Below are 25,187 nucleotides of genomic sequence, written 5' to 3'. Positions count from 1 at the left end.
AATAAATTGAAAAACAAGGAGTCCATCGGACTCCTTTTTTCGTATTGACCATTGAAACTCAATAAACTGTCCCAATATACTCCATTATCAATCCCATTCACCAAAACGGAATCGAGCTATGACCCTAGAGCGTGAAGCGCATATCGAACTCCCCGTGCTGCCACTGCGAGATGTGGTGGTCTATCCCCATATGGTAATTCCGTTGTTCGTTGGCCGAGAAAAGTCTATTCGTTGTCTCGAAACGGCAATGGCCCAGGATAAACAAATTATTTTAGTGGCTCAGCGTGATGCCGAGTTAGATGAGCCAACCAAAGACGATATCTTTGATATCGGTACTGTAGCTTCTATTTTGCAGTTGTTAAAATTGCCAGATGGTACGGTAAAAGTACTTGTTGAAGGGGGACGTCGCGCTAAAATAACCCGTTATACCCAAGAGACAGAATTCTTTGTAGCTAAGGCTGAGTATCTTGAATCAGAGCCTTTAGAAGACAAAGAAGAAGAAGTGTTAGTGCGTAGCGCTATTGGGCAGTTTGAAGGTTATATCAAGCTGAACAAAAAGATCCCGCCAGAAGTCTTAACCTCTTTATCGGGTATCGATGAAGCGGCGCGTTTGGCCGATACTATGGCCGCCCACATGCCACTTAAGCTTGAAGATAAGCAGTCGGTGCTTGAGATGGTCAACGTCGGCGAACGTCTGGAATATTTAATGGCGATGATGGAATCGGAGATTGACCTACTGCAGGTTGAAAAACGTATCCGCACCCGCGTTAAAAAACAGATGGAAAAGAGCCAGCGTGAGTATTATCTGAATGAACAGATGAAAGCCATCCAAAAAGAATTGGGTGACTTAGATGAGGGCCATGATGAGTTTGAAGCTTTAAATCGTAAGATTGAAGAGGCCAACATGCCAAGCGAAGCGAAGGAAAAAGCCCTCGCCGAGCTTAACAAGCTACGCATGATGTCACCGATGTCCGCTGAAGCGACAGTTGTTCGCAGTTATGTGGATTGGATGACGTCAGTGCCTTGGAGCCAGCGTTCTAAAATCAAACGTGATTTAGCCAAAGCCCAAGAAGTGCTTGATACCGACCATTATGGTCTGGAGAAGGTTAAAGAACGTATCTTAGAATATTTAGCGGTACAGAGCCGAGTACGTCAGCTTAAAGGGCCAATTTTGTGCTTAGTTGGACCTCCAGGTGTGGGTAAAACGTCATTGGGCCAATCGATTGCTAAGGCGACTGGTCGTAAATATGTGCGTGTTGCCTTAGGCGGTGTGCGTGATGAAGCGGAAATTCGTGGTCATCGCCGTACTTATATCGGTTCTATGCCGGGTAAGGTCATTCAAAAAATGGCTAAAGTGGGCGTGAAGAACCCGTTATTCTTGCTCGATGAGATCGACAAGATGAGCTCAGATATGCGCGGCGATCCAGCGTCGGCATTGTTAGAAGTGCTTGACCCTGAGCAGAATGCGACCTTTAACGACCATTACCTCGAAGTTGATTATGACTTATCCGATGTGATGTTTGTGGCTACGTCCAACTCGATGGACATTCCGGGGCCACTGCTAGACCGTATGGAAGTTATCCGCCTGTCGGGTTATACCGAAGACGAGAAGTTAAATATTGCCAAGCAACATTTACTGACTAAGCAAATTGAACGCAACGGCCTTAAAGCCAGTGAAATTCATGTGGATGACAGCGCAATTATTGGCATTATTCGTTACTACACTCGTGAAGCGGGCGTGCGTTCGCTTGAGCGTGAATTGTCGAAGATTTGCCGTAAAGTCGTGAAAATGATTTTGCTTGATAAGTCAGTTAAGTCTGTGACTGTGAATCAAGATAACTTGAAATCATTCCTTGGTGTGCAGCGCTTTGACTACGGTAAAGCCGAGTCTAAAAACCAGATTGGTCAAGTGACAGGCCTCGCTTGGACGCAAGTCGGCGGTGATTTATTGACGATTGAAGCAACATCAGTACCAGGTAAAGGCAAGTTAACCTATACAGGTTCCCTTGGTGATGTGATGCAAGAATCTATTCAAGCGGCGATGACAGTGGTGCGTGCCCGTGCCGAGCAATTGGGTATCAATGCTGACTTTTACGAGAAGCGTGATATTCATGTGCATGTACCTGAAGGTGCGACACCCAAAGATGGTCCATCGGCTGGTGCGGCAATGTGTACTGCTTTAGTTTCAAGCTTAACAGGCAACCCTGTTCGTAGCGACGTAGCCATGACTGGGGAAATTACCTTACGTGGTGAAGTATTACCTATTGGTGGTTTGAAAGAAAAACTGTTAGCAGCACACCGTGGTGGCATAAAATTAGTGCTCATTCCAAAAGAAAACGAGCGTGATTTGGAAGAAATTCCTGCCAATGTGATTGCCGATTTAGAAATTCGTCCTGTGCGTTGGGTCGATGAAGTGTTAAAACTTGCCTTAGAAAGACCTGTTGAAGGCTTTGAAGTGGTTAAAAACTTGGCATAACGCAAGAAAATGCGCTATCAAGCTAAAAAAAGTGAAAAAAGGGGCTTAACAAAGCGCAGACCTGTGGTAGCCTAGGTCTGTGGAGAGCCAGCTGCTCCAAGCCCTTGGCGCAACTGGCTTTGAGCTGTATCCAGTTTTATTTCTTTGGTTTTCGAACTCAGCTTGAACTTTGAATTCAAGCTTGTTATAAAAGCCTCCGCAGACCGCTCTAGAGACGGATTTGGTTGCGGCGCAAAAAAATTACATTCAAGGGGATGACATGAACAAATCTGAACTAATCGAGAAAATTGCTTCTGGTGCTGATATTTCTAAAGCCGCTGCTGGCCGTGCACTGGATTCTTTTATCGCTGCTGTGACCGAAGGTCTGAAAGAAGGCGATAAAATTTCTCTTGTTGGTTTTGGTACTTTTGAAGTGCGTGAGCGCGCTGAGCGTACTGGTCGCAACCCACAAACGGGTGAAGAAATCAAAATCGCAGCAGCAAAAATTCCTGCCTTTAAAGCAGGTAAAGCTCTGAAAGACGCTGTCAATTAATTTTTGATATCGTAGCCTTTGTAAGGCGTTCGTAATATACAAGCACTGTTAAATCAGTGCTTTTTACGAATTGAAAGTAATGGATTTTGAAGGTTATTTTCTACCATTACTCGGGGTTTTAGCACTTACCTGTGGTAGCGTCTGAATCATCCCCATAAATTACAGAAAGGCGCATCTCAACCTGATGCGCCTTTTTATTTTGTTAATCGCAACAAGCGAGAAATCTGATGTTAGAGAAGATCCGCGACGGTTCGCAAGGCGTGATTGCTAAAAGCATTCTCGTACTTGTGATTTTATCTTTTGCATTTGCAGGTGTGAGTAGCTATTTGGGCTCAACCACTGACGTACCCGCTGCAGAAGTCAATGGTGACAAGATCACTAAAGCCGAGTTAGAGCAAGCATATCAGAGCGAGCGCTCTCGTATGGAGCAACAACTGGGTGAGATGTTTGCTGCATTATCTGCTGATGAAAGATATCTAGAAAGTATTAAGCAGAGCGTATTAGAGCGTTTGGTTGCCGATAAACTTATCGACCAAGCGGCGAGCACTATGGGTCTTCGAGTTTCTGATGAGCAAATTATTACTGCCATTAAGTTAGAGCCAGCTTTCCAAACCGATGGCAAATTTGATAACGAGCGTTATCAAGCGATTTTGCGACAGTTAGGTTATCAACCGCAAAGCTTTAGAAATATGATGCGTGTTGATATGACTCGCCGTCAGTTAACTGCCGCCCTTGTGGGTACTGAATTTGTGCTCCCAAGCGAAGCAAAGCAATTAGCTGAGTTACAAGGTCAAACTCGTGATATTCGTTATTTGGTGGTGGATTCTGCACCATTTTTAGCCAATGCCACCGTGACCGATGAGCAAGTTAAAAACTACTATGATGCAAACCAAGGGCAATTTATGAGCCCAGAACAGGTAAGCTTAGAGTATGTTGAGCTAAACGCTGCTGATTTTGCTAAAAATAGTCCTGTGACTGACGAAGAAGCACAAGCTTATTATGATGAACATAAAACGCAATATCTGGCTAACGAGAAGCGTTTAGCTGCACATATCCTCATTAATGCAGATCAGGATGATGCAGCGACCAAAGCTGCTGATTTAGCCAAGCAACTCGATAATGGTGCAGATTTTGCTGAACTTGCTAAGGCGCATTCTGACGATAGATTAAGTGCAGAGCAGGGCGGTAAACTGGAGTGGTTTGAACCTGGTGTGATGGAGCCTACCTTCGATGCGGCTTTATTCGCACTCAATAAGGGTGAGCATTCTGCGGTTGTTAAAACGGGCTTTGGTTACCACATTATCAAGTTACTTGATGTACAGGCGGGTGCGACAGTACCATTTGCCGATGTTAAAGCCAAAATTGTCGCTCAGTTGCAGGATAAGAAAGCAGTAGATCAGTTCTACAGTCTGCAAAGTAAGTTAGCGGATACCAGCTATGAAGTTCCTGATACTTTAGCTGAAACGGCAAAAGTGCTTGGCGTATCAATTAAAACTACGCCACTATTTTCTCGTGATGATGCACCTGAGGGGCTCAATAAACCTGATTTAGTGAAGGCCGCCTTCTCTGATACCGTTAAGTTGAAAGGTTTAAACAGTGAAGTGATTGAGCTTGAGCCTAATCACGTGGTTGTTATCCGTGTTAAAGAGCATCACGATGCGGGCACTTTAGCCCTAGCGGAAGTGAAAGCCAATATCACAGAGCGTTTGAAGCAGGACCAGGCGAATGAAGCTGCCCGTGCAAAAGCACAAGAGTTGATGACACAAGTTAAAGCTGCTGCAACTGATCTTGGTTTAGTGTCTAAAGTGAAGCTAGGCCGCGGCGAACAAAATGTGGATGCTGCTATTGTGGGTAAAGCGTTCCAAATGCCAACACCTAGCAGTACGCCAGTTGTCGATATTGTTGGTTTAGCTAATGGTTATGCTGTGATTGCACTTGATAAAGTCAATGCTGCAGAAGGCGTGAGTGATGAGTTAGTTAATGCTCTTAAACAACGCTTGAACGCACAATATAGTGAAGCTGACTATCGTGGTTTGATTGACTCACTTAAAGCCAATGCTAAAGTGGTTTACTCAGCAGAGTGATTCAATTGGGATAGTGGGTTAAACCAATTATCTTACTGATAATTTAAAAAGGCCAAGTGATTACCTTGGCCTTTTTTATTTTTTCGCTAGGATGAGGTTATAGCACTACTGTGATGTTCCATATTTCAATCGCCTATTTCTATGGATTTTATCTTGCCACTGAGGGTATTTCTTGCGCTAGTTTTTATCATTTTTCCATAATACCAATCACATTAAATATCTAATCAGTTCAGAGCCTCTCAAGCATCTCAATCCAAGGCGCATTGACGCAGAAATGGTCATTCCCTTTTAAGTCAATGCAACACGGGAGTGGGATGCCAGTGTGGCTCCCGAAGGGCGGGCTTCAGTGCGCTTTATACTGCGTTTAAGGCTTTCGACAGAGCATCACTATGCCTTCAAGCCTTCGCCTTGTCTAAAGCGTGCTGAACTCCCGCTGAATGAACAGATATTTAATACGATTGGTATAAGTGGATTATGAATATGAGGAAATGATGAGGATGCCCACAAGAGCGACTGCTGCGTATTTAAGTTTGGGAGTTGCAAATAAAACGCCACTAAAAAGTGGCGTTTAGCTGTTATTAGTTATCGCAGTTTATTGGAGTTCAATAACATCAAACTCAACATATGGATTAACGTCGGCATCGTAATCAATCCCTTCGATTCCAAAGCCAAATAATTTTATAAATTCTGCTTTATATTCACGATAGTCAGTCAATTCTGATAAGTTTTCTGTGGTCACTTGCGGCCATAAATCACGGCAATGCTGCTGAATATCATCACGTAGTTCCCAATCGTCTAAACGTAGGCGATTGTCGCTGTCGGTTTCTGGCTTTGCCCCATCTGTACGGTATAGACGCTCGCTGAACATGCGGTAGATTTGCTCCATACAGCCTTCATGGAGCCCTTCTTGGCGCATTTTCTTGAAGACCATAGCGATATATAGTGGCATAACTGGAATGGCGGAACTCGCTTGAGTCACAACGCTCTTCAGTACCGCCACATTAGCACTACCACCGGTTGCTGACAGTTGATCATTTAAGGCCTTTGCAGCACGGTCTAAATCCATTTTTGCTTTGCCAAGGGCGCCATGCCAATAAATCGGCCACGTCAGTTCTGTCCCTATGTAGCTATAGGCGACGGTTTTGCAATTGTTTGCTAATACACCAGCTTCTGATAGGGCTTTGATCCATAATTCCCAATCTTGCCCGCCCATTACCGTGACAGTATCAGCAATTTCTTGTTCAGTTGCGGGCTCTACGGTTGCTTCAATAATGCAATCTTTGTTGGTATCAACGGCTGTTGCAGTATAAGTTTCACCAATTGGCTTTAATGCTGAACGAATAACCTCTCCCGAATCAGGTAATCTGCGTACTGGTGATGCCAATGAGTAAACAACCATGTCGATTTCACCAAGATCTTGCTTGATAAGTTCAATGACTTTTTGTTTAGCTTCATGGCTAAAAGCGTCGCAGTTAATGCTTTTAGAATATAAACCTTCCGCCTTTGCAAATTTATCGAAAGCGGCAGAGTTGTACCAACCGGCTGTGCCTGGTTTAGTTTCTGTTCCTGGCTTTTCGAAGAACACGCCAATGGTTGCCGCATCGCAACCAAAAGCAGCAGCGATACGTGAAGATAGGCCATAACCACTTGATGAACCAACCACTAATACCTTTTTGGGGCCGTTAGCGATTTTGCCTTTGTTTTTTGTAAAGGTAATTTGCTCTTGAACATTTGCTTCACAACCGACTGGGTGTGTAGTGGTACAAATAAATCCGCGAATTTTGGGTTTGATAATCATGTTTTAGCTTCTTCTATCAAAATGACCAATAGGATAAATATTTCAGCGGGGAAATGGCACCTATTTTTAGCCAATTCACCTGATTATTGAAGTGGTTGGAGCAGTTTAGCGTTTGTGGACAAACAGACTCTGCTCTTGAACAAGTCTTTGAGTGTACTCATGTTGTGGTGAATTAAATATCTGTTCTGTAAGCGCTTTTTCAACCATTACGCCCTTGTGTAATACCATGATTTTATCGCTAACATGGCGAATGATGTTGAGATTATGGGAAACGAAGATATAAGACAAGCCGAGATCTTTTTGTAGTCTTAAGAGTAAATTGAGAATTTGTGAGCGTACAGAAAGATCCAATGCGGTCAAGGCTTCGTCGGCGATGATGATCTTAGGATTGAGCATTAACGCTCTAGCAACGGCAACCCGTTGTTTTTGGCCCTCAGAAATCATATGGGGATAAAAATCCGAATGTTCGGGTAATAGGCCGACTTTTCTAAGAGTATCTACTACCTGATTATGGCGCTCTTTAGCCGAAAGTTGGGTATTAAAACGTAAGGGTTCATCGAGCAATTGGCCAATGGTCAGGCGTGGGTTGAGTGAAGTATTAGGATCTTGAAAAATCATTCTAATCAACCGACAACGCTGTTTAATATCACGGCTATCTAAGGCCTCACCCTCAAAGAAAATTTCGCCACCACTTCGGGGTTCTGCACCAACTAAGATACGGGCAAGAGTGCTTTTACCTGAGCCAGCTTCACCCACAATCGCTAAGGTTTCTCCGCGGTTAAGCTCGAAGGATACTGGTGCTAATGCATCGTTATATTGGCGTGAGAACCCCTTATAACCTGTGTCGTATCTTTTGTAGAGATCGTTAACTTTAAGCAGTGGGGTCGTCATTTGTTGTTTCGCCGTGATAAGGAAAGTGGCAAGCAAAATAGCGGTCTTTAAGGTGACTTAAATTAGGCTGATTCACACATTTCTTCTGTGCTTCAGGGCACCGAGGTCCTAAGCGACAACCAATTGGAAGATGCTGTAGTGCAGGAGCTGAACCTGGTAATGTCGGCATAATAGCCTTATGGGCCACAATACCTGAATAGTCAGGCATATTATCGAGTAGTGCTTTGGTATAAGGATGAAAGGGCTGGGTGATGAGATCTTCAGTTGGCCCTGATTCCATCACTTGCCCGCAATAGAGTACGGATAAGTGATCGCACCATTGTGCTAGAGTTTCAAGCTCGTGGCTAATGATTAAAATTGACACATTTTGCAGTTGATTTAACTGTGATAATAACCGAAAAATTTGGGCTTGAGTGCTAAGTTCCATCGAGTTTGTCGGTTCATCTGCAATCAATAACCGTGGCTGATTGGCGACAGCCATCGCAATCATCACCTTTTGGCATTCACCTTCTGATAGCTCCCATGCATAGCTAGACATGACTTTTTGTGGATTTTTGATACCTACCTTATGTAGCCATTTTTGTGCCGTCAATCGTGCATGTTTATGGCGTTGCCAGAAATAGTGCTTAGGATTCTTTGGCATAGCTTGCATTAATTGATTGCCGACAGTTTGTGCAGGATCAAGGCTACCGGAGGGATCTTGGAAAATCATCGCCATGTCCGACCCCATCAAATTCCGGCGCTCTTTAGCTGTCATGGCCATCAGATTATTACCGTCCCACATCATACGATCGGCAGTAATCGTCCAGTTAGGACCTGGAATGCCAAGAATGGCCCTGGCGAGAAGGCTACGACCTGAACCCGATTCGCCTACTAATCCATGGATTTCTCCGGCATTCAGGGTCAAGCTGACTTTTTCGAGTGCCCGCACTCTACCGTGGGGCGTATCGAGTTCAATCGTGAGATTTCGTACGTCGAGTAAAGGCATAAGTTAGTTTCTGATGGGCGCAAGCGCCGACCGTAGGCCATCGCCAACCAAGTTAATGGCGAGTACGCTAAAAAGAATTGCTAACCCAGGAATTGTGACGGTCCAAGGTGCGGTTAATAAATTATCTACGCCCTGTGCGACCATTGCACCCCATTCAGGACTGGGAGCTTGTGCGCCTAAGCTTAAAAAACCAAGGGCCGCGATATCTAAAATGGCTGCCGAAATGGCTAAGGTAGTTTGAATTATCACGACTTCCCATACGTTTGGCATAATGACATACCAAAAAATTTGCATCGAGTTAGCGCCGTCTAAACGCGCGGCTGTGACATATTCTTTTTGTAATTCTTCATGCACTGACTGGTGTATGGAGCGGACAAATTGTGGGGTTAAGGCAATCCCCACGGCCCAAAACACATTATCAAGACCCGGTCCCATCACCGCTACGACTAAAATGGCCATTAACAGCGAAGGGATCGACAATAGCGCGTCGAGTAAGTGACCAAGAATACTGGATTTTAAACCGCGCATCATGCCGGATAAAGAGCCGATAATAAAGCCTGTGAATAGTGCCGTTACCACAATTAAAATGGCCATACCAAAAGTAAGGTGTGCGCCGTGTAATAATCGGCTAAAGATATCGCGTCCGAGATCATCTGTTCCTAAAAAATGCTCAACAGTACCGGATGGATCCCATGATGGCGGTAACAAGAGTGCTCTTGGATCCTGAGTTTCAGGGGAAAAGGGCGCAATCATTGGCCCAAAAATAGTGAGTAGCAGTAAGAATACAATTGTCCACAAACCTGCTAGAGCAAACGGGTTTGCTGAAAAATTTTGCCATACTCGCATCATAGGAGAGGCAATTTGATCTTCTTGATAAATCTTAGCTGGTAGCATAAAGGTCTTTTCTGCTTAATGGATTAAAGACAGTGTGTAATACTTCAATCAAGATACTTAAAAAGATGATCAATAGGGCAACGGCCAGAATACCACCTTGGATAACAGTATAATCCCGTTGATAAATTCCTGACACCAACCATGAGCCGACACCTGGCCATGAGAAGATCATTTCGACGACAATCGCATAGCTGGCAAAAGAACCGAGCATCAATCCTAAATGTTTAAGCACAGGGATCAACGCATTAGGTAGCGCGTGGCGTAGAATGATAGTGCTAGTATGCATGCCTCTCGCCTCCGCGGCACGGATAAAAGTTTGATTCATCACATTCATCATTGCCGAACGAGTGCTACGAACCACCACTGTAAAAGGTAATACGGCAAGCGTAGTCGCTGGCAAAATGATGTGCAGCAGCGCATCTTTAAATGCCGATTTGCCATATTCAGAATCTGACCACAAGGTATCGACTAACATAAAGCCTGTAACAGGCTTGATTTCATAGAGCAAATTGATTTGTCCAGAAATCGGTAACCAACCAAGATTAACCCCGAACCAGAGGGATAAATAGAGACCTAGCCAAAAAACAGGCACTGAGTAGCCTGTTAAGGTGATTGCCATGATCGTATTTTGAGTAAGTTTATGTTGGCTTTGCGATGCTAAAACGCCTAATGGCACACCTAAGCCAATGGCGATAATGGCAGCCATTATCGCGAGTTCAAATGATGCGGGGAGTACCGTTTTTAACTCTTCAGCGACACTTTGTTGTGATGTAACCGATACCCCTAAATTACCGCTTAACCTTTGTTTTATATAGGCGAAAAATTGCCAAGCTTGATTGTCGTTTAGTTGATAATCTTGCTCAATTTGAATCTCTTGGCTGGCGGTAGGAGAATGGATGCCTGTGAGTGCAAAACTTCGTTCAACGGGAAATAATCCGGTAGCATAGAAGAGCACTCCAATCATAACGAAGGACGTTGCGATAAACAGATTGAGCCGCCGAAGCAGATATCGAAACATCAATTAGTCTCCGGTTGGATTAGGCCAGTATGTGCAAAAGATATCCCACCAAAGGGAGTTAATTGCATGCCTGTAATATCGTGACGAGTTAATGCTACACGTTTAGCATGAGCCAAACTTAGCATAGGTATCTGTTCCGCTAAAAAGGCTTCAGCTTGCTGATAAATCACTTTGCGCTCAGCTTGAGTTGATACATCCTTTGCTCTTGCTAGGATGGTATCAAATTCAGGGTTACACCAGCGGGAGCGATTGTTGTTCGACAACATTGCCGAGCAGCTTAATAATGGGGTGAAAAAGTTATCTGGATCGCTGTTGTCAGCGTTCCATCCAATTAATACCGAATCATACTCATCTCGGCTCAATCGTTGGCTAAAGACGCTCCAGTCGTAACTGATGATGTTTACTTTAACCCCAACATTGGCTAAGTCTGACTGAATTAACTCTGCTGTTTTAAGTGTATTAGGGTTATAAGCACGTGCAACTGGCATTGCCCAGATATCAATACTGAGGTTTTTTATGCCTGCCTCTTTCAATAAATCCCGTGCTTTTTGTGGATTGTAATCAATAAGTCCTTTGTTATTGTCGTAGGCCCAAGATGCTGGCGGTAGAACACCTATGGCTTCAACAGCGGTGTTTTGATAAACCGCTCGCAGAATATGTTGCTTATCAACAGCATGAGCTAGCGCGCTGCGCACACGTACGTCATTGAGTGGTGGTTTTAGCGTATTAAAAGCCCAAAACGCCACATTAAGACCAGGTTGAGATTCAATATTCAACTCTTTATGTTGTCCAATGACCGGTAATTCTCCTGCCTTAGGTAGAGCTGAAACACTGCAATCACCAGCGATAAGTTTTGCTAGGCGCACAGTGCTTTTGGGCGTGATATCAAATACCAGCATATCGACTTTTGCAGGTTCGCCCCAAAAGTCGGGGTTACGGCGATAGCGAATATATTCATTTTTAACGTACTTAACTAGTGTAAAAGGTCCGGTACCAATGGCGTAATGATCGACATTCTCTGGATGCCCGAGCGCCAGTTGCTGCTGAGCGTACTCATCGGACAAAATTACGGCAAAGTCAGTGGCAAGATTAGATAAAAAAGAAGCGTCTTTACGGGCTAAATAAAATATGATTTCGTGGGTGTTTACTTTTTCTATTAGCTTAACTTGTTCCGAAAATCCAATGCTTTGAAAGAAGGGATAGCCAGTACGGGACACCCAATGGTAAGGATGCTGTGTATTGATGATCCGATTAAAAGAAAATAACACATCATCGGCGTTAAATGGGCGAGAAGGCGTAAAGCGCGACGAATGCTGAAATTGAACTCCTTCCCTTAACTTAAAACGATAACTTAAGCCATCCTCTGACATAGACCAACTGGTCGCCAATGCCGGAACAAGATTGCCTGACTGAGTATCATAATCCACTAAGCGGCTGTAGATTTGATGGGATGTCGCGTCGATAGTCGTACCCGAAGTCACCAACTGCGGATTAAAAGACTCGGGGTTCCCTTCGGAGCAATAAACCAAACCAGAAGGGATCTGTTGGGGGCCACATGCAACCATCAACCAACTCATGCAGGAAACTGCCGTTGTCAGGCATAGGCGTCTAATTAGCACACTCATTTATAAATCATTATTTTATAGACTATGAACAGCCATTTTAGCAGTGCATCTCCCCCGTGGGCAATCGGCTTATGCTTTATCGAGTAAATTGTATTTTTTAAGGATGCCACGCAGCTGGTGATAGCTTAATCCTAGGATCTCAGCGGTCTTTTTTTGGTTATATTGACTGTGTGAGAGAGCCTGTTGGATAAGATCCATCTCGTATTTTTCAGTTTGTTCTTTAAAATCCAACGGAAAATTAAAGCTATTTAGAGAAGGCTCCGAGCCTCCTTGTAAGTTTGGTTCAATCGCGATACCGGTTTGAGCGGTATCTGCAATAGCGGCAACCTGAGGTACCACTTGGCGCTCGCGGGTTTTAACTCGAGTTTTAGGTCGATAGGGCGATGCAAAGGGGTCGAGGGTAATATGTTCGATGGGACGGTTTTCACCACCATTGCGGTACACGCTACGTTCAACCACGTTCTTGAGTTCGCGGATATTACCCGGCCAGTCGTGGGTCATTAACTGTTCGACTGCATGGGCGCTAAAACCGCTAAATAGTTGCAGTTTTAATTGGCGTGCCATACCAACGGCGAAATATTCCGCTAGTGTCATAATGTCTTCAGGGCGGCAACGCAGTGGTGGCAAAGTGATCACATCGAAGGCGAGCCTATCGAGCAAGTCGGCACGAAATTCGCCTGCATCAGCTAACGCGGGTAAATCTTCGTTGGCGGCGCAGATTAAGCGGACATCAGCCTGCACGGTTTTACTGCCACCGACCCGTTCAAACTCGCCATATTCAATAACACGCAGTAGCTTTTCTTGGATAAGTCCTGAAGTGTTGGCTAATTCATCGAGAAATAAGGTGCCGCCGTCGGCGCGCTCAAAACGGCCTTCGTGTTTACCTTTGGCGCCAGTAAAGGCGCCTGATTCATGGCCAAACAATTCACTCTCGAGTAAGTTTTCACTCAAAGATGAACAGTTTAGCTTAATAAAACTTTGATCCCAGCGCTTAGAAAGATAATGTAAGCGTTCGGCAATCAGCTCTTTACCTGTGCCCCGTTCACCAATAATCAGTACGGGTTTAGACAAAGGTGCGATTTGCGACACATGTTCTAATACTTCGAGTAGGGCATTGGATTGGCCGATAAGATTGTCTTGTTGAAATTTATTATCCACGATATTTTTTAGTCTTTCGCGCTAAAATTTGGTGAAAATCATAATAAGTGGCTTGGAAGATAAAATAAAGTAAAAGTTAAAAAATTGTTTATCCGCATGTATTTAAACAATAAATAAAAGTTGGCACAGTTAGTGTATTACCTTATACGAGACCAACATCAATTTGAGGATAGGATTATGGGAATTTTCTCTCGTTTCGCCGATATCATTAACTCTAATATCAGCGCATTGCTGGATAAAGCCGAAGACCCAGAAAAAATGGTTCGTCTGATTATCCAAGAAATGGAAGACACACTCGTTGAAGTGCGTTCTACCTCAGCTAAAGTATTAGCTGAAAAGAAAGAGCTGCAACGTCGTATTAATCGCGTGTTAGAGCAAGTGCAAGATTGGCAAGATAAGGCTGAGCTCGCATTGTCCAAAGACCGTGAAGACTTAGCCAAAGCCGCTTTAGTTGAAAAACAAAAAGCAACCGGTTTAGCGGACACGCTGAATCAAGAGTTAGCCGTTATCGATGAACATATTGCACGTCTGAAAGATGAAGTGGGCATGTTGCAAGAAAAACTGCTCGATGCAAAAGCGCGTCAAAAGACCATTATTTTGCGCACTCAAACAGCATCATCACGCTTAGAAGTGAAAAAGCAGTTAGATTCAAGCAAAATCGATAGCGCCATGCTCAAGTTTGAGCAATATGAGCGCCGTGTCGAAGGCTTAGAAGCCCAAGTTGAATCTTACGATCTTGGCAGCAAAAAAACCTTAGCCGACGAGTTTGCCGCTCTTGAAGCCGAAGATTCTGTAAATGCAGAGCTGGCAGCGCTAAAAGCCAAGGTAAAAGGTAAAGCACCAACAAAGTCAAAAGAATAACAATTCAGAGGTGAGTTATGGATATGGACATACTAATGGCGCCGATTATTATTTTTATGGTGATAGTCGCGCCAATATGGTTAGTTCTTCATTATCGCAGTAAGCGACAAGTGAGCCAAGGACTCACTGAGGAAGAGTTTTCACAACTCAATGATTTAATAGTTAAAGCTGATAAAATGGCAGCGCGTATCGAGACCTTAGAGGCCATTCTGGATACAGAATCGCCCGAATGGAGGGGGAAACATGAGAGGATCTAATGGTCGTACTTTGTACCGCATTCCCCAGTCAGGCAAAATAGCGGGTGTATGTGCAGGGATTGCCGAGTACTTTGCGATTGAAACTTGGTTAGTGCGAGTACTGGCGGTGTCTATCTTCTTACTCGGCGGTTCAGGTGTGGTATTTATCATCTATGTCGCTTTGTGGGTGATTTTAGACATCAAGCCGCAGAAGCATTACGATAGAGACGATATCGAGGTGAAGAAGAAGCCGTGGCAGTCGGGAGAACCCGCAAAGCAAGCATTGAGCGACGTGAGTCGTCAATTTCGAAGCCTTGAAGTTAGATTACAAAACCTAGAACGTCATGTCACCTCTGACAACTTTGATTTGAAAAGACAAATCAATAGTTTGTAACCCTTCTAAAGGGCGGCCATGTCCGCCCTTATTGCTTAATCTGTTTGTCGTTCCAGTGTATAGTTAACATTATTTGACATAATGGAAGTCTCTATGGGAATGCTTGATGCCTCGCTCCATAAATTAACTCAAAAAGGTCAATCCCTGTTACATCGTACTGCGGACCGGCATTTACGTTTGGCCGTGACTGGGCTTTCTGGTGCGGGAAAAACGGCGTTTATCACTGGCTTAGTTAATCAGTTACTCAATTCTGGACCAGTCTCGACTATACCCCATGCCCGTAACAACAGTGCTTTGCCACTTTGGCAGGTGAGCCGTGAGCAGCGTTTGCTCGGGGTAAAGCGTGCCATGCAGCCGGATCTGGAAATCGCCAGTTTTGATTATCAAGGCGCCATGTTAGCGCTCACTTCTGAGCCTGCGACTTGGCCTGCCTCCACTCGTACTATTTCTGAGTTACGATTGGCGATTAAATATCAGCCGAAGAAGGGCTTGCTGGCCAAGTTTTCTGATACTGCGACCTTATATTTAGACATAGTTGATTATCCCGGTGAATGGTTACTCGATTTACCTATGCTGCGCCAAGACTTTGTTACTTGGTGCCGTGCCCAGCAAGGTCGCATCGAGAATCTTAAAAGCTCACCTTTATATGCTGAATTTGAGCAATCCTTAACAGCATTGGATCTAGCCGCCAGCGCCGACGAGCAACAATTAAAGCAAATTGCCGATCAATATCAGTTATTACTCAATGATTTAGTGCATGTACAAGGTTACTACCAAGCACAACCCGGACGCATGTTATTGCCGGGCGAATGGCAGGGCGCACCTTTATTGGCTTTTTTCCCTCTGTTATTGGTTAATGATGAAAAGTTTGCTGAGCTTTCGCAAAGCGATAAACACAGTGGATTCCATGTGCTTGAAAAACGTTATCAAGAATACGTGGCTAAAGTAGTTAAGCCTTTCTATAAAAACCACTTTGCTGGTTTTGATAGGCAACTAGTACTCGTTGACTGCTGTAGTGCGTTAAATCGCGGTAAAAGGCAATTTGAGGATATGGGCGCGGCACTCAATGCCATTATGGAAAGTTTCCATTTCGGCCAGTCGAGTTATTTACGGCGTTTATTTGCCCCCCGCATCGACCGTTTGTTATTTGCCGCGAGTAAGGTTGACCATGTGACTCGTGATCAGCAGAGCCATGTTTTGTCCTTGTTGACCGATATGTTGAAACACAGCCAGCATTTTGCCAGTTTCGATGGCTGTAAAGTGGAGACGATGGCGATTAGCGCCATCAAGGCGACTCGCCATGGTATGGTGACAACCCAAGAGGGTGAAGTTGAAGTTGTGCAGGGTATGGGACTCAACGGTAAAGCCCTGACCTTGTTTCCCGGCGAAGTGCCCACTCGCTTACCTGAAGCGCATTTTTGGCGTGAACAAGGGTTTAATTTTGTTGGGTTCGCGCCGCCGAGCAATATTAATGTTGACCCCTCACAAGTGCATTTTGACCATATTCGCCTCGATCATCTGCTGCAGTACTTACTGGGAGATAAATTGGAATGACGTTAAAGCAATCGGATAACGCAAATGAACCGGCTGCCAATTCCTTTGCCAATGTAGTTGAAAAGCCATTTGAACAGTCAGTTAAACAAAAACCGCTGAAAAAGCAGCAGCTATTTGATCCACAAATAGTGGAGCTTAGCCCCAGCAAAGAGGAACTCAAAGGAGCGAAAGCCTTTGAACCCAATACGCCAGTGCAGGAAGTCTCTGCTGATATTGAAGAATTAATGGATGCGACACTGTCTGCCCATCCCAATATGATTGATGCTAAATCCATATCGCCTCAACTGGTTAAATCACGCCGTTGGTCGTGGCTTGCCCGTCTAGCAATATCGAGCCTATTGCTGCTCGTGGTGGTTCAAACGGGATTAGGGCTGAGGGATGCATGGCTTGAGAGCCCTTGGCTGTTCAGTTTTTATGGCGTGGTGCTTGGGGTCGTCAGTGCTTGGGCATTGGCGGGTGCAGTCAGTGAATACCGTAAGCTCAAGCGACTCAAACAGGTCGCCGATACCCAAGAAACGGGCGCAAGGCTAGCGCAGAGCATGCAAATGGGTGAGGCAGACAGCTTTATCGATAATATCGTTTGTCACTATGAAGACAGCCAAGGGTTGCAGCAACTTCGCCGTTCATTAAAAGATGAGCATAATGATGCCGAGAAAGTCTTGTTATTCGAGGACTTAGTGCTGACTGAGCGGGATGAACTGGCAAAAAAAGTAGTGCGACGCTATGCAGCCGAATCGGCAGTTTTATTAGCCGCGAGCCCGTTAGCCGTGCTCGATATGGCGATAATCCTATGGCGTAATCAACGCATGCTGCGCGATGTCGCTCGTTGTTATGGCATAGAGCTGGGTTATTGGAGCCGAATTAAACTTATCCGCAGCATTATTATTAATATCATCTACGCGGGCACCACTGAGTTAGTCACTGACTTAGGTACACAGCTGTTATCGGTTGAAATGACAGGTAAATTGTCTGCTCGCTTGGCTCAAGGTTTAGGCGGTGGTATGTTAACGGCACGTCTTGGATATCAGGCCATGGCACTGTGTCGGCCGATTGTGTTTAGAGAAGATCAAAGACCTAAATTGTCAAAAGTGCATCAGGAGTTGTTGATCGAACTTAAGCAGTTTTCAGGCAAGCTGTTTACCAAGGAAGGCCGCGACGCATTAAAAGGCCAGTTCGCCGATGTTGATCACAAAGTATCTCGGGCAGCTAAAGAGAAGACTAAAGAGTAGATATTATTTAATATCAAAAATTAACCGATTTAAATGGTCGAAATTAGATGCGCTAATGAACTTGTTCCTTAGCGCATTTTTTTATGATTTTTTGCAGATACCGAGTATGACCAAGTGCGGCTGAAAAGTGCTATGTAACAAGTTAATTACACTTTTGTGTGCTGCTATTTTTGCCATGCTACTGGCTTAAGTGCTTGACCGCGTTATGGTAGAGCTTATTCGATAGGGCTAATGTTTCATTAACTTATCTATTGGATTGTCCATAATGCTGGCATTGAACATCCCAAACGAACAATCAATCAAGAACGGGAACCGCTCACGGCCAATTACAAGGAGCTAGGTATGCAAGATGAGTCAGGCAAGATGTGGAAAGCTGCAACACAGGTTATTCATGGCGGCCATGAGCATGAGGCCTTTGGCGCTTTAGTGACGCCGCTTTATCAAAGTGCGACTTTTGTGTTTGAGTCTGCACAGCAAGGTGGCGAGCGATTTGCGGGTAATGAGCCAGGGTATATTTACACGCGCTTAGGGAATCCGACAACCGCCGAGCTTGAACGTAAAATGGCGATTTTAGAAGGGGCAGAGGCCGCCGCCGCGACCGCTTCTGGCATGGGCGCAGTATCCGCCGCATTACTGGCTAACTTGCAGATGGGCGATCACTTAGTGGCATCCAATGCGGTATACGGCTGTACTTTTGCGCTAATGACGTCTCAGTTCGCCCGCTTTGGTATCGAAGTGTCCCTAGTGGACTTTTCATCGGCAGCAGAAATAGAAGCGGCGATTAAATCCAATACTAAGGTCATTTTCTGTGAAACCCCAGTCAACCCCCATTTACAGGTGTTTGATTTGGCGGCAATTGCAACTATTGCCAAACGTCATAAGCTAGTGAGTATTGTCGACAATACCTTTATGACGCCATTACTGCAAAGACCTCTCGATTTCGGTATAGATTTGGTGATCCACAGTGCGACTAAATATCTGAATGGCCATGGTGATGTGATTGCGGGAATAGTGTGTGGCAGTGACGAACAGATCCATAGAGTGAAGTATGAAATCTTAAAAGATATTGGCGCGGTAATATCGCCACACGATGCTTGGCTGATCTTGCGTGGTCTTAAGACCTTAGATGTGCGTTTACAGCGACATTGCGATAGTGCTCAGCGTGTGGCGGAGTTTTTGGCGGAACATCCAAGCATTACACGTGTGTATTATCCCGGGCTTGCCTCTCATCAAGGGCATAAATTTATGGGTAAGCAGATGAAACGTGCTGGTGGTGTTATCGCGTTTGAACTGGCGGCAAATTTAGAAGAGGCCATGGCCTTTGTCGGATATCTAAAGTTGTTCTCTATTGCGGTGAGCCTAGGGGATGCTGAATCTCTTATTCAACATCCAGCATCGATGACGCATTCACCTTATACGCCAGAGGCAAGGGCTGCCGCTGGAATTGGTGATAATCTGCTGCGGATCTCTATCGGCTTAGAGGATTGTGACGACATCATCGCCGATTTGAATCAAGCACTAGTGCGTTTGGCTTAACCGATATTACGATTTTGAATCTATAGCGTGATGAAGCAAAAAGGATGCAGTTTCGCATCCTTTTCTATAAATCAGTTTATGTCGTTCTCAATCTGAATATTGAAATTTAGCAAAATAGAATATTTATATATGCTAATTTGGTATTTCAGAACAGCTTAGACTATTTTTGATCTGAGGCCACGGAAGTAGGACGAAAGGCCGAATATCATGGAAAGAGGGCAACATATGAAGATCAAAAACTGTTTATCCACAATGCTCAGCAACAGTGTTAAATCCATTCAGATAAAGTCGATGTTAGGCGTTACGTTAGCGGCTTTACTCGCATACCCTGTGAGTGCCGCAGAAGCCCCCACTAAAGCGGAAGTAAAAATGCAGGCTCAGGCAAAAGCAGATGCAAAGTCTGCTGTGGCTGAAGTGTTGACAGTGAATATCAATACGGCTTCTGTTGAAGAGTTACAAGAGCTTAAGGGGATTGGTGCTGCCAAGGCGCAGGCTATCGTAGACTACCGCACACAAAATGGTAAGTTTAATGCGATTGATGATTTAGCAAATGTGTCTGGTATTGGTGCAAAACTGATTGAGCAGAATCGACATTTAATCAAACTCTGATCCGCAAGTACCAGTAAGTTAAAACGATTGGAAAGCCTGCATAGCAGGCTTTTATCATTTAAAGACGTCTATTTGCCTATAGATTGTTCAGTTAAGCAGGATATTCTGCAAACGGGTGGATTAGTGCTTGATCCCTCAGGTGCCATGGGGGATAATCCACGCCGTTCAAGTAATGCCATAGCTGTTCAAGTGAACCTAAAAAAGTATTACTCGAAAATATGGTGACCCTAGGGTCCCCCCGCAATGATAACTTGTGAACTCGGCCAGGCCCGGAAGGGAGCAACCGCAGCAAGCGACTCGTGTGCCGGGGTGTCGGCTCTAGGGGAACCTCCAATCTATATCTTCATCCCACAGATAAATTATCAACACTAAATTAGCGTCTAAATAACTACTTCAAATATTACTATTTATATTGTTATTTCTGCTTATTTACGCGCTGTGTCCTGCTTCTTCTTGTAGCCTTTTTTGTAGATTTTGTTTGAGAAATGCGCGGGATTTTTCGAGTGCTGCTTGGATCTCTCGTTTTAATTCCTGTAATTCGTCATAGTCTTCAAAAAAGTAGGTATCGACTAGATGACGTATATAACGTACAGGTAATTGGTTTAGTGTTACGCAGCAGAGATCGGCTAAATAGTCCTCAGGCAGTTCATCCATAAGTCCTTCATCTGATAACATTTCCATTAAGAGAACTTCGTAATAGTTACGGATTTCAAGTTGCATCGCTGTGCTCCATGACGGTTTTTATTGAGTTTGCAACCATAAATGATTTGCGGCAATAAAAAGTTGATTATGTCTTTAGCTTAATTGTAGTGTGTCTGCGTTATAACTGCCGCTTATCACAGTAGTAATAGTAATAATTACTGACTTTGCCATTGATTTTTCAGTCAAATACCGCTGAAGCAGTTCTAACAGACTTGATATTGCAGAACATTGATACAGGTGGGGAGTTGGATATCTAGTAAAAAGAAAACGCCAGCTTAGGATAGCTGGCGTGATAGCGCTGTGGAGTCATAAAAGCTTAGAGTTGTGAAATTGCCCAACTCATAAATTCTTTACGTGTTTTTTCATCAGCTTGTAACCACCAGTATTGCAGCATCTGCTGCGGATTTGCTCCAGTCACCTTTGATGCATCATCGGTAGGCATTGTGGGTGTTAATGAGGTTGCAATTACAGCGGCTTGAGCCGATGTTGGGGGCGGTGTTGGCGTAGTAACAGTTGCAGTCCCTGCCGCTCCCGTTGCTTGAACAGCGGTACTTGATACATCAACAGCTTGGTTTCCACTAAATAGACGAGAAACAAAACTTTCTTCTTCAATATTGGTATTAGTCACTTGGTAATTAACTTGCCCTTTGTCGCCACGGGTTAATAGAATCTGTGGGTTTTGGGCAAAAACTTTAGGCTTTTTAACAATTTTTCCTTCAGCAGGTTGAAGGTAGTATTGATGATCCCCATCGACTTCTAGGGTGACAATAAAAGGAGATGATTTTACAAAGCTTTGACTATCGCTGAATTGATCTTCAATCATTTCATGGTAGCGAATAGCTATTTTATGTGTGCCTGGCGTTAATGCTAAGCTGCTTTTGTGATTGAACAGGCTGGATTCAACTTTTTTACCATCGAGTGCAATGTATTCGAATGACATGGGGATATTAATATCTGCAGCAAGGGCAGAGGTTGAACCGAGTAATATTAGCAGGCTGCTGATTGGTAAAAGTAATTTCATTGTTGCTCCTTAACGATTATTGCTTTGATACGGACGTTCGAATGTTTGAATGCGATCTTCTATATAACTGATAGCTTGCCTGCATTTTCCTAGACGACGATGCATCAAAAGGATGTCATTTTGCAATTTTATTTTGTCAGCACTATGACAGTTTTCAAGTTTTGATTCCATTTCTTCAATTTTTTGCTCAAATTTTTTCGCCCAATTCAAATGCTTGTTAAGTTCGCCATAGATTTCGTGGCTATTTTGTAACACATTGCTGGCGATCCAACCAAAACCACTTTCTTGATGTGACTGTGCTTGGCGTTTTGCAAAACGCGCACGGCTGCTCGCACGTTGTTGGTTTTTCGATTTTAAATCAATAGATGTGGTCAGTAATGCGCGTTTTACCGCGGTAAATCTGTCTTGAATACGCTCACAGCATAAAGAGATGGTGTGTGGTGCAAGTTTGAGCTTAATTTGTTTTTCCAGTTGGCTGATGCTATTACGAATTTGTTCTATACAGGGCATTAACTGGGCACCGTGTTGGATAAACAGCGCTTGATTAAAGCGTTCGGTGTCCTGTAATAGTTTTCGTTGCTGCGGTGCGAGCTGATTATCATGTAGCAGCACTTCCTGTTCGAGCGCTTTTAGCTGATTCTTTAAAATAGTGAGCAGTTGTTGGGTATTCAAAACCATGCACTCCAGGCCAGATTAGCGGCAATCAATAGCACGATTAAAATAAACAAAGGACGAATAAAAGGCATGCCAAATTTAATCGCGCACCGTGCGCCGATAAATGAGCCTAACATCATACATAACCCCATCCATAATCCTATTTGCCATTGCACTTGGCCAAGCCAGCCAAAGATAGCTAATGCGGTGAGGTTACTGGTAAACGTCATTGCACGGGCAAGGCCGCAGCTATGAAGTAGGGGCAATTTATAGAGTGAACCTGAACTCACAGTCCAAAATGCGCCAATCCCAGGGCCCGCAAAACCATCGTAAGCTCCTAGAATCAGACCTTGTAAGCCTTGTTTTTGTGTTGGTGGCGACTGTATTGGGACTTGGCAATCGGTATCTGAAATGGCGCTTGGGCTGAGTAAACTGTAAATAGCGATACCAATAATGAGCAAAGGTAAGATTTTTTCTAACCATTGAGTATCAATTAAGTAAACGAGCACACTTCCTAGCACTGCACCAATAAAGGTTGCAATAAAGGCCATATACCAAAATGAAGGTGTAAAAAGATGCTGGCGGTAGTATGTCCATGCGGCCATGGATGATCCAAAACTCGCGGCAAGTTTGTTGGTACCTAACGCCGTATGTGGTGCAATCCCTAGCGTTAATAATGCCGGGATCGAAAGTAAGCCACCGCCACCCACAATAGCATCGATAAAACCTGCGATAAGACCAATAATGGCCAGTAGAGCCCAGTTGCTGGGCTCGAGTAACAACTCCAAATTTTGATCCTATTCTATGACACGTCTAAAGGGAGGTAAGGCATCTAGCAGCGATTTACCATAACGCTTGGTCACTAAACGCCTATCTAAAATTGTTACCCGACCATAATCCTGCTCTTTGCGCAGTAATCTACCACAACTTTGGATCAACTTGCGCGAGGCGTCGGGGATTGTTAGCTGTAAAAACGGGTTACCACCTTTAACTTTGATATATTCTGCATGGGCTTGTTCTACCGGAGAGGTAGGGACTGCAAAGGGTAACTTAGTGACGATAAGGTTAGTGAGATAATCTCCTGGCAAGTCTAATCCTTCTGAGAAACTGCCCGTACCGAATAAAATACTGGGTTCACCTCGATCACATTTTGATTTATGGTGTTCGAGTAATTGCTGCCTAGGCGCATTACCTTGGATAAGCAGTTCCGTTTTGAGTTTTCCCTCGAGCAGTTCGGCGACTTTTTCCATTTGCCAGTAAGAGGCAAACAGCACTAAAGTGGCCATCTCACCTTCAATCAACTCGATAATTTGTTCGGCCAGTTCTGCGGTATAGGCATCATCCGTAGGCTCTGTTTTCATTTTGGGTAAATACAGCGTGGCATTATTGGGATAATCGAAGGGGGATTGCAGGGCTAAATAGCGACTTCCATCGTTGAGTGATAATCCTACTTGATGAACGAAGTGATCAAAGTTGTTAAGTGCCCGCAAGGTTGCACTACACAACACTACTCCAGCGGCTTTTTGCCATAGCATAGACTCAAGCATAAAACCTACTTCAATTGGAGATGCACTAAAGAGATAATCTACCTGCTTACCAGTGATGAGTTCAATCCAGCGGGCCATTGGCGCGCCCTTGTGTTTATCTTCTTTGGCCATCATACGCCATAATTTTTGCAGATTTTCGAGGCGCTGTAACATAAAGCCCATTTCAGCTTGCAGTGCTTCGGATTGATGCTTAGGAATATCCCCATCCTTAATAGCTTCAGTGAGCAACAATTGCATTTTGTTAAATTGCTTTAAGGCAAGATTAGCCGTGGTAGCGAGATTTTCAGCGGGGATCCGTAATGTCTCAGGTAATACGCCATGCTCGAAGCGATAGCGGCTTTCTGGGTTCGCAAATTGTTTAGTTTGGGTATCGCAATAATGGGCGACTTGATTGAGCTGGCCAATAAGATCGGCAATATGGTCTTGCATGGCCTGAGCCGGTGCGATGATATGATTGCTTTTGATTTGATTCTGTAACTTAGCGCTAGTCTTTCCTACTTTTTCAAGCCAGTCGGTAGCACCCCTGAGGGTTGCCTGTGCGCTGGAAAAATCCCGTGCGACAATTGGCAAATGATGGGCTTCGTCGATAACGTAGAACACGTCTTCCGGATCTGGCAGAATCACGCCCCCCCCGAGTTCTAGATCGGCGAATAGTAAGCTATGGTTGGCGATTAAGACATCCCAAGTATCGACATCTTCACGTGCTTTATGGAAAGGGCAATTTCGGTGGCTGGCAACTTGGCGGTGGCAACTGTGTTTATCACAGGCGATTTGTTGCCAGAGATAGTCGGGAAGTGGTGTGGTTAACGTATCCAGTTCACCATTCCAGCGCCCTTCGGTAAAGTCTTCTAATAATGCTTGTAGCATAGCAATTTGGCTATTATCGGGTTTGGTTTGCCACATGGCCATTTGAGTGCTGTTATCATCACCAACCAGCATAGCTAGTTTTGAAAGACAGACATAACGTTGCCGACCTTTCACTAAACCAAACCGAAAATTCAAACCCGATTGTGCCAGAAAGAAGGGCAAGTCTTTGTGTAGCAACTGCTCCTGAAGTGCGACAGTTGCGGTGGCAATGCACACTTTTTTTTTGCTTGCAAGGGCAAGTGGGATAGTACCTAAAATGTAAGATAACGATTTACCAATCCCTGTACCTGCTTCAACCACAATAATACGTCTATCTTTGTCGTATTCTCCGGCGAGGGTTTTAGAGATTTCGGCAACCATAAAGTTTTGTTCGCGGCGCGGCCTAAAATTAGGTAACGCAGTGGCGATATCCTTATAGATGGCGCGGATCTGTGTTTTTACATTGTCAGGTAACATGCGTCACTACTTTATCGAATTAATGCTGTACATAATAACAGTGATTGCATAGCCTAA

22 protein-coding genes and 1 other RNA gene are annotated in these 25,187 nt (G+C 44.3%); 11 read left to right on the top strand and 12 right to left on the bottom strand.

The features are described 5' to 3' along the window. The first annotated feature begins 118 nt into the window (after window positions 1-118). From lon to SPUTW3181_RS13625, 3 genes are all read left to right on the top strand, one after another. Window positions 119-2,476 (top strand): endopeptidase La, encoded by a 2,358-nt coding sequence (gene lon / locus SPUTW3181_RS13635; RefSeq protein ID WP_011789889.1) that lies wholly within the window; start codon window positions 119-121, stop codon window positions 2,474-2,476. A gap of 259 nt (window positions 2,477-2,735) precedes the next feature. Continuing rightward, window positions 2,736-3,008 (top strand): nucleoid-associated protein HU-beta, encoded by a 273-nt coding sequence (gene hupB, locus SPUTW3181_RS13630; protein WP_006081127.1) that lies wholly within the window; start codon window positions 2,736-2,738, stop codon window positions 3,006-3,008. 227 nt (window positions 3,009-3,235) lie between these two features. Then, window positions 3,236-5,092, top strand: a complete 1,857-nt coding sequence (locus SPUTW3181_RS13625) for a SurA N-terminal domain-containing protein (protein WP_011789888.1) — start codon at window positions 3,236-3,238, stop codon at window positions 5,090-5,092. 592 nt (window positions 5,093-5,684) lie between these two features. Here the strand turns inward: SPUTW3181_RS13625 and fabV are convergent. From fabV to pspF, 7 genes are all read right to left on the bottom strand, one after another. After that, complete coding sequence (gene fabV, locus SPUTW3181_RS13620) at window positions 5,685-6,890, bottom strand: enoyl-ACP reductase FabV (protein WP_011789887.1); 1,206 nt, start codon at window positions 6,888-6,890, stop codon at window positions 5,685-5,687. Window positions 6,891-6,995: 105 nt separating this feature from the next. Beyond that, on the bottom strand, window positions 6,996-7,781 hold the full coding sequence (locus SPUTW3181_RS13615) for an ATP-binding cassette domain-containing protein (RefSeq protein ID WP_011789886.1): 786 nt from the start codon (window positions 7,779-7,781) through the stop codon (window positions 6,996-6,998). Then, window positions 7,762-8,769, bottom strand: coding sequence for an oligopeptide/dipeptide ABC transporter ATP-binding protein (locus SPUTW3181_RS13610; RefSeq protein WP_011789885.1), 1,008 nt, complete (start codon window positions 8,767-8,769; stop codon window positions 7,762-7,764). The genes SPUTW3181_RS13615 and SPUTW3181_RS13610 overlap by 20 nt, the downstream gene beginning before the upstream one ends. Window positions 8,770-8,772: 3 nt before the next feature. Beyond that, the gene (locus tag SPUTW3181_RS13605; protein WP_011789884.1) at window positions 8,773-9,663 is read right to left on the bottom strand and encodes an ABC transporter permease subunit; all 891 of its coding nucleotides are present in this window, start codon (window positions 9,661-9,663) and stop codon (window positions 8,773-8,775) included. Beyond that, entirely contained in the window at window positions 9,650-10,681 is a 1,032-nt protein-coding gene (locus SPUTW3181_RS13600; protein ID WP_011789883.1) for an ABC transporter permease, read from the bottom strand. Before SPUTW3181_RS13600 ends, SPUTW3181_RS13605 begins: the two co-directional genes overlap by 14 nt. Beyond that, entirely contained in the window at window positions 10,681-12,306 is a 1,626-nt protein-coding gene (locus SPUTW3181_RS13595; RefSeq protein ID WP_011789882.1) for an ABC transporter substrate-binding protein, read from the bottom strand. The genes SPUTW3181_RS13600 and SPUTW3181_RS13595 overlap by 1 nt, the downstream gene beginning before the upstream one ends. A 69-nt stretch (window positions 12,307-12,375) precedes the next feature. Next, window positions 12,376-13,464, bottom strand: coding sequence for a phage shock protein operon transcriptional activator (gene pspF, locus SPUTW3181_RS13590; protein WP_011789881.1), 1,089 nt, complete (start codon window positions 13,462-13,464; stop codon window positions 12,376-12,378). A 177-nt stretch (window positions 13,465-13,641) separates the two neighbouring features. Between pspF and pspA the strand changes: the two genes are divergently transcribed. The 8 genes from pspA (at window position 13,642) to ffs (ending at window position 20,208) form a co-directional block, all read left to right on the top strand. Next, a complete protein-coding gene (gene pspA / locus SPUTW3181_RS13585) occupies window positions 13,642-14,325 on the top strand; it encodes a phage shock protein PspA (protein WP_011789880.1) in 684 nt (227 codons plus the stop codon). Between the two features lie 17 nt (window positions 14,326-14,342). Next, complete coding sequence (gene pspB / locus SPUTW3181_RS13580) at window positions 14,343-14,582, top strand: envelope stress response membrane protein PspB (RefSeq protein WP_014610296.1); 240 nt, start codon at window positions 14,343-14,345, stop codon at window positions 14,580-14,582. Further along, entirely contained in the window at window positions 14,569-14,955 is a 387-nt protein-coding gene (gene pspC / locus SPUTW3181_RS13575; RefSeq protein ID WP_006081139.1) for an envelope stress response membrane protein PspC, read from the top strand. Before pspB ends, pspC begins: the two co-directional genes overlap by 14 nt. 93 nt (window positions 14,956-15,048) lie before the next feature. Continuing rightward, window positions 15,049-16,509 (top strand): YcjX family protein, encoded by a 1,461-nt coding sequence (locus SPUTW3181_RS13570; RefSeq protein WP_041408217.1) that lies wholly within the window; start codon window positions 15,049-15,051, stop codon window positions 16,507-16,509. Then, complete coding sequence (locus SPUTW3181_RS13565) at window positions 16,506-17,738, top strand: YcjF family protein (RefSeq protein ID WP_011789877.1); 1,233 nt, start codon at window positions 16,506-16,508, stop codon at window positions 17,736-17,738. Before SPUTW3181_RS13570 ends, SPUTW3181_RS13565 begins: the two co-directional genes overlap by 4 nt. Window positions 17,739-18,080: 342 nt before the next feature. Further along, window positions 18,081-19,274 (top strand): methionine gamma-lyase, encoded by a 1,194-nt coding sequence (gene megL, locus SPUTW3181_RS13560; protein WP_011789876.1) that lies wholly within the window; start codon window positions 18,081-18,083, stop codon window positions 19,272-19,274. Window positions 19,275-19,499: 225 nt separating this feature from the next. Next, window positions 19,500-19,883: a ComEA family DNA-binding protein gene (locus SPUTW3181_RS13555; RefSeq protein ID WP_011789875.1), complete on the top strand. Its 384-nt coding sequence runs from the start codon at window positions 19,500-19,502 to the stop codon at window positions 19,881-19,883. 227 nt (window positions 19,884-20,110) lie between these two features. Further along, window positions 20,111-20,208, top strand: an RNA gene (ffs, locus tag SPUTW3181_RS21380) — signal recognition particle sRNA small type. A 104-nt stretch (window positions 20,209-20,312) separates the two neighbouring features. On the opposite strand, the gene SPUTW3181_RS13550 is transcribed toward ffs, so the two are convergent. The 5 genes from SPUTW3181_RS13550 to dinG form a co-directional block, all read right to left on the bottom strand. Further along, a complete protein-coding gene (locus SPUTW3181_RS13550; protein ID WP_011789874.1) occupies window positions 20,313-20,603 on the bottom strand; it encodes a late competence development ComFB family protein in 291 nt (96 codons plus the stop codon). A 298-nt stretch (window positions 20,604-20,901) separates the two neighbouring features. Beyond that, window positions 20,902-21,606, bottom strand: a complete 705-nt coding sequence (locus tag SPUTW3181_RS13545; RefSeq protein WP_011789873.1) for a DUF2057 domain-containing protein — start codon at window positions 21,604-21,606, stop codon at window positions 20,902-20,904. A 9-nt stretch (window positions 21,607-21,615) separates the two neighbouring features. Then, window positions 21,616-22,284: a primosomal replication protein gene (locus tag SPUTW3181_RS13540; RefSeq protein WP_011789872.1), complete on the bottom strand. Its 669-nt coding sequence runs from the start codon at window positions 22,282-22,284 to the stop codon at window positions 21,616-21,618. After that, window positions 22,275-23,048 (bottom strand): sulfite exporter TauE/SafE family protein, encoded by a 774-nt coding sequence (locus SPUTW3181_RS13535; RefSeq protein WP_011789871.1) that lies wholly within the window; start codon window positions 23,046-23,048, stop codon window positions 22,275-22,277. The genes SPUTW3181_RS13540 and SPUTW3181_RS13535 overlap by 10 nt, the downstream gene beginning before the upstream one ends. Before the next feature lie 9 nt (window positions 23,049-23,057). Beyond that, window positions 23,058-25,130 carry an ATP-dependent DNA helicase DinG gene (dinG, locus tag SPUTW3181_RS13530; protein ID WP_011789870.1) on the bottom strand — a complete coding sequence of 691 codons (2,073 nt, stop codon included), beginning with the start codon at window positions 25,128-25,130 and terminating at the stop codon, window positions 23,058-23,060. Window positions 25,131-25,187: the final 57 nt, after the last annotated feature.

Origin of the sequence: Shewanella sp. W3-18-1, assembly GCF_000015185.1 — a bacterium.
Classification (GTDB): Bacteria; Pseudomonadota; Gammaproteobacteria; order Enterobacterales; family Shewanellaceae; genus Shewanella; species Shewanella putrefaciens.
This window is presented reverse-complemented; position numbering and strand designations above follow the sequence as displayed.

Bases quoted from the DNA above. Each gene is read 5' to 3' on its own strand.
- SPUTW3181_RS13570 (WP_041408217.1), top strand. From the start codon at position 15,049: ATGGGAATGCTTGATGCCTCGCTCCATAAATTAACTCAAAAAGGTCAA.
- megL (WP_011789876.1), top strand. From the start codon at position 18,081: ATGCAAGATGAGTCAGGCAAGATGTGGAAAGCTGCAACACAGGTTATT.
- SPUTW3181_RS13540 (WP_011789872.1), bottom strand. From the start codon at position 22,284: ATGGTTTTGAATACCCAACAACTGCTCACTATTTTAAAGAATCAGCTA.
- SPUTW3181_RS13545 (WP_011789873.1), bottom strand. From the start codon at position 21,606: ATGAAATTACTTTTACCAATCAGCAGCCTGCTAATATTACTCGGTTCA.
- SPUTW3181_RS13615 (WP_011789886.1), bottom strand. From the start codon at position 7,781: ATGACGACCCCACTGCTTAAAGTTAACGATCTCTACAAAAGATACGAC.
- hupB (WP_006081127.1), top strand. From the start codon at position 2,736: ATGAACAAATCTGAACTAATCGAGAAAATTGCTTCTGGTGCTGATATT.
- fabV (WP_011789887.1), bottom strand. From the start codon at position 6,890: ATGATTATCAAACCCAAAATTCGCGGATTTATTTGTACCACTACACAC.
- SPUTW3181_RS13605 (WP_011789884.1), bottom strand. From the start codon at position 9,663: ATGCTACCAGCTAAGATTTATCAAGAAGATCAAATTGCCTCTCCTATG.
- SPUTW3181_RS13565 (WP_011789877.1), top strand. From the start codon at position 16,506: ATGACGTTAAAGCAATCGGATAACGCAAATGAACCGGCTGCCAATTCC.
- pspC (WP_006081139.1), top strand. From the start codon at position 14,569: ATGAGAGGATCTAATGGTCGTACTTTGTACCGCATTCCCCAGTCAGGC.
- SPUTW3181_RS13610 (WP_011789885.1), bottom strand. From the start codon at position 8,769: ATGCCTTTACTCGACGTACGAAATCTCACGATTGAACTCGATACGCCC.
- SPUTW3181_RS13625 (WP_011789888.1), top strand. From the start codon at position 3,236: ATGTTAGAGAAGATCCGCGACGGTTCGCAAGGCGTGATTGCTAAAAGC.
- lon (WP_011789889.1), top strand. From the start codon at position 119: ATGACCCTAGAGCGTGAAGCGCATATCGAACTCCCCGTGCTGCCACTG.
- SPUTW3181_RS13595 (WP_011789882.1), bottom strand. From the start codon at position 12,306: ATGAGTGTGCTAATTAGACGCCTATGCCTGACAACGGCAGTTTCCTGC.
- SPUTW3181_RS13550 (WP_011789874.1), bottom strand. From the start codon at position 20,603: ATGCAACTTGAAATCCGTAACTATTACGAAGTTCTCTTAATGGAAATG.
- dinG (WP_011789870.1), bottom strand. From the start codon at position 25,130: ATGTTACCTGACAATGTAAAAACACAGATCCGCGCCATCTATAAGGAT.
- SPUTW3181_RS13555 (WP_011789875.1), top strand. From the start codon at position 19,500: ATGAAGATCAAAAACTGTTTATCCACAATGCTCAGCAACAGTGTTAAA.
- pspA (WP_011789880.1), top strand. From the start codon at position 13,642: ATGGGAATTTTCTCTCGTTTCGCCGATATCATTAACTCTAATATCAGC.
- SPUTW3181_RS13600 (WP_011789883.1), bottom strand. From the start codon at position 10,681: ATGTTTCGATATCTGCTTCGGCGGCTCAATCTGTTTATCGCAACGTCC.
- pspB (WP_014610296.1), top strand. From the start codon at position 14,343: ATGGATATGGACATACTAATGGCGCCGATTATTATTTTTATGGTGATA.